This window comes from Aliivibrio sp. S10_S31 (genome assembly GCF_014694495.1).
Taxonomy (GTDB): domain Bacteria; phylum Pseudomonadota; class Gammaproteobacteria; order Enterobacterales; family Vibrionaceae; genus Aliivibrio; species Aliivibrio fischeri.
The window spans coordinates 80,132-93,447 of the sequence record NZ_JAAUWR010000014.1 but is presented as its reverse complement, the minus strand read 5'-3'; the positions used below and the strand labels follow the sequence as shown (position 1 = coordinate 93,447).

10 protein-coding genes are annotated in these 13,316 nt (G+C 39.1%); 5 read left to right on the top strand and 5 right to left on the bottom strand.

The window, feature by feature from the left end:
• Window positions 1-74: 74 nt before the first annotated feature.
• The gene (locus HC728_RS13260) at window positions 75-2,177 is read right to left on the bottom strand and encodes a TonB-dependent siderophore receptor (protein WP_190395622.1); all 2,103 of its coding nucleotides are present in this window, start codon (window positions 2,175-2,177) and stop codon (window positions 75-77) included.
• Window positions 2,178-2,530: 353 nt separating this feature from the next.
• Between HC728_RS13260 and HC728_RS13255 the strand changes: the two genes are divergently transcribed.
• Both HC728_RS13255 and HC728_RS13250 read left to right on the top strand, forming a co-directional pair.
• Complete coding sequence (locus HC728_RS13255; protein ID WP_026029330.1) at window positions 2,531-3,628, top strand: NapC/NirT family cytochrome c; 1,098 nt, start codon at window positions 2,531-2,533, stop codon at window positions 3,626-3,628.
• 12 nt (window positions 3,629-3,640) lie between these two features.
• Window positions 3,641-6,094 (top strand): molybdopterin guanine dinucleotide-containing S/N-oxide reductase, encoded by a 2,454-nt coding sequence (locus HC728_RS13250; protein WP_012535262.1) that lies wholly within the window; start codon window positions 3,641-3,643, stop codon window positions 6,092-6,094.
• A gap of 83 nt (window positions 6,095-6,177) precedes the next feature.
• On the opposite strand, the gene HC728_RS13245 is transcribed toward HC728_RS13250, so the two are convergent.
• Together HC728_RS13245 and HC728_RS13240 are read right to left on the bottom strand one after the other, a co-directional pair.
• Window positions 6,178-7,566 (bottom strand): sensor histidine kinase, encoded by a 1,389-nt coding sequence (locus HC728_RS13245; protein WP_190395621.1) that lies wholly within the window; start codon window positions 7,564-7,566, stop codon window positions 6,178-6,180.
• 5 nt (window positions 7,567-7,571) lie between these two features.
• Window positions 7,572-8,237 (bottom strand): response regulator transcription factor, encoded by a 666-nt coding sequence (locus tag HC728_RS13240; RefSeq protein ID WP_005421996.1) that lies wholly within the window; start codon window positions 8,235-8,237, stop codon window positions 7,572-7,574.
• A 195-nt stretch (window positions 8,238-8,432) separates the two neighbouring features.
• On the opposite strand from HC728_RS13240, the gene HC728_RS13235 reads away from it, so the two are divergent.
• From HC728_RS13235 to HC728_RS13225, 3 genes are all read left to right on the top strand, one after another.
• Window positions 8,433-8,813, top strand: a complete 381-nt coding sequence (locus HC728_RS13235) for a DUF3316 domain-containing protein (RefSeq protein ID WP_054775476.1) — start codon at window positions 8,433-8,435, stop codon at window positions 8,811-8,813.
• Between the two features lie 104 nt (window positions 8,814-8,917).
• Window positions 8,918-9,601: a heavy metal response regulator transcription factor gene (locus tag HC728_RS13230; protein ID WP_017019365.1), complete on the top strand. Its 684-nt coding sequence runs from the start codon at window positions 8,918-8,920 to the stop codon at window positions 9,599-9,601.
• A gap of 4 nt (window positions 9,602-9,605) precedes the next feature.
• The gene (locus HC728_RS13225; protein WP_190395620.1) at window positions 9,606-10,946 is read left to right on the top strand and encodes a heavy metal sensor histidine kinase; all 1,341 of its coding nucleotides are present in this window, start codon (window positions 9,606-9,608) and stop codon (window positions 10,944-10,946) included.
• 12 nt (window positions 10,947-10,958) lie between these two features.
• Here the strand turns inward: HC728_RS13225 and HC728_RS13220 are convergent, their stop codons facing one another.
• Complete coding sequence (locus HC728_RS13220) at window positions 10,959-11,885, bottom strand: aminoimidazole riboside kinase (RefSeq protein ID WP_017019363.1); 927 nt, start codon at window positions 11,883-11,885, stop codon at window positions 10,959-10,961.
• 56 nt (window positions 11,886-11,941) lie between these two features.
• The gene (locus HC728_RS13215) at window positions 11,942-13,315 is read right to left on the bottom strand and encodes a PTS transporter subunit EIIC (protein WP_017019362.1); all 1,374 of its coding nucleotides are present in this window, start codon (window positions 13,313-13,315) and stop codon (window positions 11,942-11,944) included.
• Window position 13,316 lies beyond the last annotated feature (1 nt).

Sequence of the window (13,316 nt, the reverse complement as noted above, 5' to 3'; positions counted from 1 at the left end):
ATCTCTTAAAAATTTGTATTCAAATAAACGCACTAAAGGGAGACCGAGGCCTCCCTTATTTTTATTACAATAAATTAGTATTTAACTTGCAGTGTCGCCATGTAGTTTCGGCCTTCACCAATAACAACATTCGATGCCCCATCGGTTGCGTAACCACCCTTACCAGTTGAACCACCACCTGCTAAGTAGTCAGTATCAAACAAGTTTTCAACATTAAAGCGAGCGACAAAGGTTAAGTCTTGGTCATACTTAATTGTATGAGATAACCCTAGATCGAAACGTGCATAGCCATCTTTTTTAAAGGTATTCGCTGCATCACCGTAACGCTCACCAACATAAATAGCGCCTAAGTTCGCATCGGTACTATTAGTAAATGCATAGCGAGTCCATACACTTGCAGTATATTCAGGCACATCCGCAGGACGGTTACCTTCATATTTCTCATCTTTCGCATATTCAGCATCTAGGTAAGTTGCTGAACCACTCATCGATAACTGCTCGGTAATAAAGCCTTGCATCGCTAACTCGACACCACGGTGAACACGTTCACCTGATTGTGTTTTTTCTTTTTTACCACCACCTAAATCAACATCAATCGTTGAGTTTTCTTGGGTAATATCAAATACAGCACCAGATACAAACAGCTGGTTATCCATTAATTCCCATTTAGTACCTAGCTCATACAACTTGCCACGTAAAGGATCCAGTTTTTGGCCGTCATTCACGTATTCACTGCCTGATACTTCACCTTGCATTTCAAAGCTTTCAGAATACGTTGCATAGATAGAACCAATATCCATCGGGTGGTAAATAATCGCAAGTTTAGGTGATACTGCTTCTTCTGCTAGGCCTTCTTCAACTTGACGGTCTAAACGAACACCAACTAATGCTTGCCATTGCTCATTAAACGTAATCATATCCTGAGCATAGAAACCCCATGTATCGTACTTAGATGTTGTATCTCTAGGATCTTTATTTGGATTACGTTCTGGAGCAGGAGCTGGCTCACCAACTTGACCTACAGAACTATTAAATGAGTACTCTAAACGGTCATAACGGTAACCTAACCAGTTACTACCAAATAGCATTTGGTGGCTTACGCCTAACGCATCAAATTCACCGATTAAATCAATACTTGCTGTTTTAAATACCCAGTTATCTTTACGATCACTACCGCCTTGAACATATTCACCCGTTGCTGGGTTATAAGTTTCTTCTTTAGGGAAGCTCTCTACGTCATGGCGATTAAAGTCTTGGTGATTAAAGCTTGCGTTAATGCGCCATACATCAGTTAAGTTTGCAGCAACATCGATACCAATGTTTTCTACATCATTTTCGATTTTTGACCACTGTGCATCCCAAATGTATTTATCATTAACAACCGTTTTACCATCTTTAATGTAAGCACCAGAATCGACACTACCTTCATCAATTGTACGGTCATAATGGAATGACACAGTGATGTCATCATTAATGTCATAATCTAAGAATAAACCACCAACAAAACGCTCTGTAGATGGAACCGTACCATCACTGTATTGGCGCCATGAGTTGTAAGTTTGCTTTGATACAATAGCACGACCACGTAATGTTTGGTCATCATTCAATGCACCACTTACATCTGCAGTTGTTCGAGAATCATTATTTGAACCTAGATCTTGACTCACACTCACTTGAGTTTCGTAGGTAGGTTTTTTAGCAACCATATTAACCAAACCACCCGGAGCTGATTGACCATATAACAGACCAGAAGGGCCTTTTAATATCTCAACACGCTCTAATAATTCAATTGGTTGGCGATAATGGGACCAATGCTGTTTTCCATCACGCAAAAAACCTGAACTACTGCTTAATTCAAAACCACGTAACGTAAATTGTTCACGATTACGCGTTGTTGCGCCAGCACCAATACTTGAATCATTCTTCAATACTTCACCAAGCGTACTTGCACGTTGTTCATCAATCAGTTGTTCATCAATAACACTAACTTGTCCTGGAGTTTCTAATTGAGTTGCCTCCATTCGCATTGAGCTTGAATTTGTATCGGCCTTGTAACCATAGTCACGACCAGTAACAACCATGTGCTCATCAGTTGTTGATGCATCTGTTTCAGCGTAAGCAAAAGGCGTTGATAAAACGGCGCTAATAACAAGAGCTAACTGACTTTTAGAAAACATATTCCATTATCTCCAAACATTTATTTAAGGGTGATAAAAATCTGAGATGGAATATAAATGATAATTGTTACCATTTGCATTAAATTTACATTCTTTGCATTCGTAAAGAAAGGTAAAGATGGCGTTACGCATAAAAAATACTTTTCAACAAAATCAAACTGAAGGTTCAACAATTAATGAACAGACTTTCATCAATACGGCAATGAAATATAAAACAGCTTATTAATAGAACTCTCATTTTTGAGCATTAGATTACACTTTTTGAAATATTTTATTTTTTACTTATATATCGTTAACCCCAAAGTGGTAATATTGCGATTGACCACACATAGAATGTGGCTAAATTAAGGATCATTATTATGAACAAACGCTATATCGCTTTAATCGCTGCTGTAGGTATTGCCATTGGTTGGTTAACCTTTGGCGGTACGCAAGCAGTTCTCCACGCCACTTCTAGTACTGAGTTTTGTGTTTCATGCCATACGATGGAAAAACCACTGCATGAATATCAAGGTTCCGTTCATTTTAGTAACCAAAAAGGCATTCGAGCTGAATGTGCAGACTGTCACATTCCTCAAGAACCTATTGATTACTTAATTACGAAAATCCGTGCCTCTAAAGACATCTATCATGAATTCGTTACTGGTAAAATTGATACAGATGAAAAATACGAAGAACATCGTTTAGCTATGGCTGAAACGGTGTGGGAACAAATGCGTGAAAATGATTCAGCGACATGTCGTTCTTGTCATAGTTTTGATGCAATGGAAACCTATGACCAATCAGTAAGTGCACAAAAAATGCACGCTTATGGACAAGAAAACAACCAAACTTGTATCGACTGCCACAAAGGTGTTGCTCACTTTGCACCTCAAGCTAAGTTAGATACGTCTGCATTCGATCATTTATTTGATATGGCGAAGAACACCAAGCTTGATGCTGAAAAAGTTTACCCTATTGAAAATATTAAGATGTCTGATCTTGCCATCATCAACCCTACGGTTGAACTTACAACAGTGAGTGCAAAAGATGAAACTCGTACGGTAACGGTTTCAGGCTTCCAAATGAAAGGGGCTGAATCAGTTATTTACATGGGTGAAGGCCAACGTTCAATCATCGCGACACTAACAGAAAAAGGCATTAAAGCATTGACTCTGGGTGAAGCAACTACCGATGCTTACGGCAATGAATGGCGCAGCGCCGAATTAACAGGCACAATCGATGCTCCTGTTCTAGCTTCAAACCAACCTTTATGGGACTACGCTGAAGAGCTTGATAATGTGTACTGTTCAACATGTCATGCCAAAATTCCAGCAAATCACTTCACAGTGAACTCTTGGGGTCCTGTAGCTAAAAGCATGGGTGCACGTACTGATATTTCAGCACTTAACCTAGAAATCCTAACTAAATTCTTCCAAAACCACGCTAAAGACGTGGCTAATCACAAATAAGAGAGAGTGACTATGACTAACATTTCTCGTCGCGGCTTTTTAAAAGGCGCAGGTGCATCAGCTGGTGCACTAGCGATTACGTCTATCGCTCCTTTATCTGTTAATGCCGCTACTGCTGGTCGCACAGATTCATTGGTTTTAACTGCTGGTCGTATGGGTCCATTACTTTGTGAAGTAAAAGATGGCGAACTGCTATCAACCAAAAGTGGTTTAGCTCAAACCGTACCTAATAGCTTACAACAAACGGGTCCATCGCAAGTTTATACAAAAGCTCGTGTAAAATACCCAATGGTTCGTAAAGGTTACTTAGAAAACCCAAGCAACCCTCAAGGTGTTCGTGGTAGTGATGAGTTTGTACGTGTTTCATGGGATGAGGCATACAAACTAATTCACGAACAACATATGCGCATTCGTAAAGAAAACGGACCTGAGTCTATTTTTGCCGGCTCTTATGGTTGGCGTTCAAGTGGTGTGTTACATAAAGCACAAACCCTACTGCAACGTTACATGAGCATGTCTGGTGGTTATGCTGGCCACTTAGGCGATTACTCAACAGGTGCAGCTCAAGTTATCATGCCGCACGTTGTTGGCTCTATCGAAGTGTATGAGCAACAAACCACTTATCCGGTAATTTTAGAAAACAGTGAAGTGGTTGTGCTATGGGGTCTTAACCCATTAAACACACTAAAAATTGCGTGGTCTTCAACAGACGGACAAGGTCTTGAGTTTTTCCATCAACTGAAAAAATCAGGCAAAACTATCATCATTATTGACCCAATGCGTTCAGAAACCGCTGAATTCTTTGGTGATAATGCACAATGGATTGCACCGAACCCGCAATCAGATGTGGCAATGATGATGGGTATTGCTCATCAATTAGTGAAAACACAGCAGCACGATACTGAGTTCCTTTCTAAATACACAGTCGGCTTCGATCAATTTGAAGCGTACTTAATGGGTAAAGAAGACGGTATTGAGAAATCACCACAATGGGCAGAAGCGATTTGTGGTGTACCAGCAAAACAGATGGAATTGCTGGCAAAAATCTTCAAAGAAAACCGCACAATGCTTATGGCTGGTTGGGGTATGCAACGTCAACAACATGGTGAACAGCGCCACTGGATGTTAACCGTTCTTGCTTCTATGCTTGGTCAAGTTGGCCTACCGGGCGGTGGTTTTGGTTACTCATACCACTACTCTAATGGCGGTAACCCAACACGTGATGCAGGTGTATTACCAGCAATGTCAGCGTCATTAGGCGGTGGTTCATCGGCAGGTAACGACTGGGCAGTTCAAGGTTCAGTAACGGCTTTCCCTGTTGCTCGTATTGTTGAATGTTTAGAAAAACCAGGCTCTCAATTTCAACACAATGGTCATACATTAACCTTCCCTGAGTTAAAAATGATTTGGTGGGCAGGCGGTGCAAACTTTACACACCACCAAGATACCAACCGTTTAATTAAAGCGTGGCAAAAACCTGAACTGATCGTTATTTCAGAACCATATTGGACTGCTGCTGCTAAACACGCAGATATCGTGTTACCAATTACTACCTCATTTGAGCGTAATGACATGACGATGACTGGTGATTACTCTAACCAACACCTTGTTCCAATGAAGCAAGTTGTTGAACCACAGCATGAAGCACGTAACGATTTAGATGTTTTCGCAGATATGGCTGAACATCTAAAACCAGGTGGCCGTAATGTGTACATGGAAAATAAAACGGAGATGGAATGGCTTCGTGATTTCTATAAAACAGCACAACAAGGCGGTCGTAATGCACGTATTCCTATGATGAATTTCTCTAAGTTCTGGGAAGCGAACCAACTTATCGAAATGAAATGGAATGCGAAGAATGCCGAGTTTGTTCGTTTTGGTGACTTCCGTAAAGATCCAATCATGAACCCACTAGGCACACCAAGTGGTAAGATTGAAATCTTCTCAAAAACCATCGAAGGCTTTAAGTTAGATGATTGTCCTCCACACCCTGTATGGATGGAGCCAACAGAGTGGATGTTCAACTACACAGATGGCGAACTTCAATTAATGACGTCGCACTCTGCACACCGCTTACATAGTCAATTTAACTATGCTGATCTTCGTAAAGAGTATGCAATCCAAGATCGTGAACCAATTACGATTCACCCAGAAGATGCTAAAGCTCGTGGTATTAAAGATGGCGACTTAGTTCGCGCTTACAACCAACGTGGTCAAGTTTTGGTTGGTGCTCATGTTTCTGATGGCATCAAAAAAGGCAGTGTATGTATCCATGAAGGTGCATGGCCTGACTTAGATCCTAAAACTGGTATGTGTAAAAACGGTGGTCCAAACGTATTAACTATGGATATACCAACATCACGTCTAGGTAACGGTAACTGTGGTAACTCAGGTGTAGTGAAAATTGAAAAATTCACAGGTGTTGCACCAACATTAACGGCATTTACTCCACCAATGAATGGGTAATCCTTAATAAATAAGCCTTAATAAATAAAAAACCCGAGTACATTCGCACTCGGGTTTCTTTTTATCTAATCTGTAAAACAATACTAAACAGGAAACAACAACGATACTCTTAAACCGCCTTCTTTACGGTTTTCCGCAACAACTCGGCCTTTCATTACGGACATCGATTCTTTTACAATAGCCAAGCCGAGTCCATAACCGCCTGATTGCTTATCTCTTGCCGACTCTAAACGTGTGAAGGGTGAGAATATATTTAAAAGCTGATCTTCTGGTATGCCCGGACCATTATCTTCAACAATAATTGCCACATGGTTTTTCTCACGGCTTCGATACTCTGTGATAACCACTTGAATATATGCATTATCGCCAGCGTACTTAATCGCATTGGTTATTAAGTTTTTAACCATTCTAGTTACTAAGCGAGGCTCAGCATGAACAACTGGAGCTTCTTTAGAGCAGATAAAATCCAAACATTGTGCAGGTTTTAAATCCATACGGCTTTGAATCACTTGTGCGGAAATACAGCTTTCAAGCAATACAGGCTCTAGTTTAGTATTATAGCGAGAATTCTCTAATCTACTAAATTCTAAGATTTCTCCAACTAAATCATTCATCTCATTAGACTCATTTTCCAAACGGTTAACTAAATGAATATAATCAGGATCAACCTTCTTTTTTAATAAATGAAGTGCAAGATTATGTCTAGCCAATGGGGTTCTTAATTCATGTGAAACATCACGAATAAGTCGCTGCTGTTTTTCTGCTAACGAGTGAATTTCATGTGTCATGTTATCAAAATCATGAGCTAATTCACTGAACTCTCGAACCGAATTTCCAATTTCGTGACTCACCTTTACGTCAAAATCACCTTGAGCAAGCTTATGACTAACCTCTCTCAACTTATCTAAAGGTCGCTGTAAATATCGTGCAATAACCCAAGAGAACAACCCTAATATCAATACTGAAATAACTAATTTAATAATCCCAAAATAAAGAGGGAAATTTTTAGCTGGGTGATATTGATACGGCATTTGAATCACAATAGTTAACCCTTTTTCTAATGGAATACCAATAATGGGTTGATTAACTTCATTATCCAATTGCGTATTTAAAGGACGTAAAAGTTTCAGTTTAAACTCAAAGTGAGGGTGCATATCACGGTGAGTAATTGGACGATTATTTTGGTCCAAAACAAATAAATAATACTCTTGCGCGCTCGCCCAATCCGCTAACTCATCCATATCTCCTTCTTCTATTAAAATGTTAGCTTGATCAGCTAAGTCCAACATTTTAGTCTGAATAGAGCTAGGAATACGGAGCATGGATTTCATCAACGCAATTTCGGCCAAGCTCTGCAAAGAGATAATTAAAAATAAACTCACAGCAAAAGCACTAAATAAACGGAATGCTAGGCCATTTTTATATTTACAAATAAAAGAGGGACACGACTCAAACCATCGAAGCAACGTCATTCTCCCTACCCATTAACCACTTTAATAAAACTATAACCCCGCCCACGAACCGTTTTTATATGCTGTTTCGATAAGCCTGATTGCAATAATTTACGGCGGATATTGCTGATATGCATATCCAAATTACGATCAAATGGGCATAACTCTTTTTTCAAAATATTGGTTTGTAAATCGGCTTTAGATACAACAACATCCGTATTTTTAATTAAGTATTGCAGTAACTCTGATTCCGTTTCAGTTAAAGGTAGACGTAAGAATTGTTCCGCTAAATCTTCTGTTGCACCTACATAGCTTTGACGCTGACGTTCAAGTCCTACACGACGTAAAATCGCTGTGATCCTTGCAAGCAACTCTGGCACATTAAAAGGTTTTGCAATGAAATGATCCGCCCCCGCTTGTAATCCATCAAGCATAGACGCTTCATCGCCTAAAGCCGTAAGCATAAGAATTGGGGTAGCAAAACGCTGACATATACGACGAGCCACTTGGTAACCATCTAGCTTTGGTAACATTACATCAAGCAAAACAAGATCAATGGAGTGCGTTTGAATAAATTCAAGAGCACTTTCACCACAATGTACGCAATCGACATCATAGCCTTCATCTTGTAATACTTCTTGCAATAAATTGCATAACTCAATGTCGTCATCAACAACTAAAATACGGGACACGTTTATTTACCATTCAAATGAAAATCGTTCGCATTCTAATCTTGAGTAATTAAGAGTGCAACCGTGAATTCAATTCAATGATAAAAACACAAAAATAAAGATGACAAAAATGTCATTCAATAGACCCTTTGTTGTCACCATCACTTGATTATGATGAACCTACTTAAACAAGAAAAGCTCATTAAGGAGTCTATTATGAAATCATTCAAATCACTTGCTTTAACTACTCTAATTATTGTTGCAAGCTCAAGCGCAATGGCCAATCCAGTAATCACAAGCGGTAATTACATTAGCAAAAGTAACAGTACTGTAATTCACACTGATAACCTATCAACAAAACAAGCGGCTTATAATCAAGCGTTAACAAAATTAAATCAATTAGATAAAAGTACACCAAAAGAACTGAAAAAAGCCCTAAAAGTCGCATCATTTGAATCAACAACAACACAAAGCATTGGCTTAGATGATGATAGCTATATTACCGTTCAAGAAACAATGAATATGCAAGGGGAAATACAATACACCGGATTAATTCATGCGAATTATCATTATCTAGAACGCAACTCAAATGACTAATTTTTTATGTTATTTTATTTAAATCAACGTGTCATCTAAGAACGATACGTCTATATTGTATTGATAACCATTGATTATTCTCCACGCATTAAAGAAGTAAGAATATGAAACTACTTATTATTGAAGATGAAACTAAAACAGGAGAATACCTAAAAAAGGGGTTAACAGAATCTGGCTATACTGTTGACCTATCACAAGATGGTGCTGACGGTTTATATAACGCAACCACCAATCAATACGACTTAATCATCTTAGATGTCATGTTACCTAAGCTAAATGGTTGGCAAATTCTACAAACACTACGCAATTGTGAAAATGATACGCCAATCATTATGCTCACCGCCAAAGATCAAATTGACGATAGAGTTAAAGGGTTTGAGTTAGGAGCAAATGATTACCTTATTAAACCCTTTGCTTTTGCTGAACTAAAAGCCCGCATTGAAAATGCCCTTCGCGCAAAATCTGTAACATCACAAGCTTCATCATCAAATCAATTGGTCTTACTTGATTTACAACTGGATCTATTAAAACGAACCGCAACAAGAAACCAAGACAACATTACCCTTACAGCGAAAGAGTTTTCATTACTCGAACTGTTTATGCGTAAACAAGGGGAAGTATTATCAAGAACAACAATCGCCTCCCTGATTTGGGACATGAATTTTGATAGTGATACCAATGTCATTGATGTCGCAGTGAAACGACTTAGAGCTAAAATAGATAAGCCCTACGACACGCCACTGATTCATACGGTTCGCGGTATGGGCTATAAAATGGACGAATGCTAATTATATGAAAAAACATTACTTATCAATGAAACTAAAACTGACATTAATGTTTTTCTCTACTTCAGTATTTGTCTTTATTGGCTTAGGCTTTGCCATTCAATACCTTGTCCAATCCCATTTTTATGAAGAAGACCTTCGTTTAATTAATGCTAACCGTACTTCCATTTTCGTTTTATTGGAAAATGAAGGCATCACAAGTGATGAAATTTTTGCTTCCTTGAAAAGTCGTGGTATTAATATTTGGATTGCCAATGATAATGGCACCTTGACACAAAATACCAATGTCATCCCAAATGACAGCGCCTTTAAACAATCAAAAAAAATCAACGAATGGACTTATGCTGGAAGTACATTTCGAACACTCTACTACCCACTAGAAAACGAGAATAATTATACCGGACTGCTTATTGGTATTAATATTGATCACCACATCGAGTTCAATAAGAGACTAAAAGGCATTTTAATATGGTCAATTAGTATCGCGAGTCTCCTCTCTTTCATTTACAGCTTTATCATCGTAAATATGGGGTTTAAACCTCTGCAATATTTACAAGATCGAATCAAGCAAGTGCAACCAAATAAGTTAAGCATTCGGTTATCCGATGAACACTTACCTAATGAGCTAATTGAACTTGCTAAAATACAAAACCAAATGCTGGACAGGTTAGAACTTGGATTTGAACGACTCAGCGATTTTTCATCTGATATCGCTCATGAATTAAAAACGCCGCTCTCAAATATTATGACTCAGACTCATGTCACCTTATCGCAACCAAGAACACCTTATGAATATCAAGAGATCTTATCTTCAAACTTAGAAGAATTAGAACGCATTAACAAAACCATTAACGATACCTTGTATCTTGCTAAATCCGAAAATGACTTACTATTAAAAGACAACATGCAATTAGATTTAGGACAACTCTTCGCTCCTATTATTGAGTATTACAGCATTGTGTCTGAAGAGACAGGAGTAACGATTCATCTCTCAGGGAATGGATCTCTTTGGGGTGATAAATCCATGATTCAACGCGTAGCAAATAACCTACTCTCTAACGCTATACGTCACTCTGCACCCGATAGCGATATTCAAATTAAGATTAAGGAAAACCAGAGTAACATCATGTTATCTATCTCAAATATAGGTGATGAGATTCCTGATAAAGATGTACCTTTTATTTTTGAACGCTTTTATCGAGCGGATAAATCCAGACAACATTCAAGTAGCACAGGAGCAGGCTTAGGCTTAACTATTGTACGTTCAATTGTTAACCTACATAACGGCGATATTTCCGTTCAATCGGAAGGAAAGAAAACCACTTTTTTGCTTATCTTTCCTTTATAATTGATTATATGATTAATCTTTACAGTCTAAAGCCACCAATGAATTTAGAGTAGGGAGCGCTGTCATAGCTCCTTTTTGAGTTGTCGCCAATGCACCACAAATATTGCCCCAACCAATGGCTTTTTCAATCACCTCTATGTGTTTCCAATCAGAATAATGAGCTAACAGAGCGATAAGGCCACAAACAAAAGCATCTCCTGCACCGGTTGTATCTACGACATCGACAGAGATACCAGTAATAACTTGCTGCTTACCTTCAAATACAACTAATGCACCTTTAGCACCTAGAGTGATCGCTACTAAAGGTATATTCAGTGATGCAATAGACGCTAATCCTTGTTGCAAATCCGTAGTATCAGTTAAAAACAGTAACTCTTCTTCAGAGAATTTTACTGCATCTGCTAATGCGACGGCTTTCATCACAACATCTTTAATCTCGGATGGATCTTTCCAAACTTCATCACGTAAGTTAGGGTCAAAACTAACAAAACCACCCGCCGCTTTAATCGAAGACAATGCATATAATGTCGAACTTCGGCTGGGTTCATTCGCCAGTGAAATTGAACAAGTATGTAACCACTCACCAGATGAGAAAGAAGGTACGTCCGATTTTTCAACAAATTGATCAGCACTTGGCTTTACCATAAAAGTAAAGGTTCGCTCACCAGTGTCATCAAGATCAACCAGAACAGTAGAAGTCCGTTGAGCTTTATCAAGCTGAAGATAGGTTACATCTACCCCTTCAGATCTTAGTGTTTCATGCATAAAGCGGCCCAGAGGATCTTCTCCAACACGACCAAAGAAGGCACAATCACCACCTAAACGAGCAATGCCTACCGCCACATTTGCAGGCGCACCACCCGGACATTTTAAATAAGTTGTCGATGTTTCAGGGATCAAATCCACTACGGCATCACCCGTTATCCATACTTTATTCATCTTTTTTCACTCTAAAAAGGCCCCGACGCCAAACTATCGGGGTTCTAATCGCTAAATTAGTTTGCTCTTTTAATCGGATTATAAATTCGAGTTAACATGAACGCGGTTACAAATGCACTTACGATCACCATTAAGTAACCCAAAACCGCAGTCAGTGAATGTGAATATAATAAGATACCAGGGATAAAGGTAATGCCCATACCTGTTGCACTGATATTTAATACATAAGTGACCAAGCCACCTACAGCGCCACCAACCATACCAAACAGGAATACTTTGCCGTATTGAAGGTTTACACCAAACAGTAGTGGTTCTGTAATACCAAACAATGTCGACATTGATGCACCGTAAGCATTGCTCTTTTTCTGTTTGTTTTTCAATAGCGTTGCTACCGCAATAGCTGCTCCAAATTGACCCGCCATAGATGCAGTGCCTAATGGTTGCAGTGGGTTCAACCCAGTGTCATTTAATAGACCGATTTCAATCACACCCAGAGCATGATGAAGACCAGTAATTACAATCATTTGTTGGAAAGCAGCATATAATATGTAGCCAATACCTAATGGAAGATCAAGTGCCGAACGTACTAACGATGTACAACCATGCTCAATACTTTGCAGTAAAGGACCAAAGCCAAACAAGATAACCACAATCGCAATAGTAATGGTCACAAACGGCGTAACAATTAAGTCCATACTCGTTGGTACATATTTTCTTAAATTACGCTCAAGATAAGACGTAAACCAACCAGCGAAAATAGCAGGTAATACCGTCCCCTGATAACCAACTAATGGGAAAGAGAGTCCAAATAGAGTGACCATCATCGGTTCTGCACCACCACTTGCTACCGCCCATGCATTAGGCAGTTGCGGTGCAACCATCATCAAACCAACTACGATTGCAATAACTGGATTACCACCAAATTTTTTCGAGGCAGAAAAAGCAATCAATACCGGTAAGAAGGCAAAAGCGGTATCGGTTAACATGCTAAACAGTGCCAATAGCTCAGGTGAGAATTCCACACCCGAATGCAGAAGCATGCCACGTAAACCCATTAACAAACCTGTTGTTACAAGCGCAGGAATAAGTGGAACCAAAATATCCGCCAAAGTACGAACCACTTTTTGGCTTGCAGTCATATCCGAGAACGCGTCTTGCTTAAAATCACCACCTTCTGCTGCACCACCTAGCTTCTGCTTTAATGCATTATAAACATGAGTAACTTTACCCGTTCCAATAATAAACTGGTGCTGACCTGATTGATAAAAGTAACCACTGATCTGTTCAATCGCTTTGGCTTCATCAACATTGACTTTATCGTTGTCTTTTAAAATTAAACGTAAGCGTGTTGCACAGTGTTCAGCGTTTTTAATGTTGTCGATTCCACCGATACTATCCAGTATCTCATTGGTAATAGCGTCATAATTCATA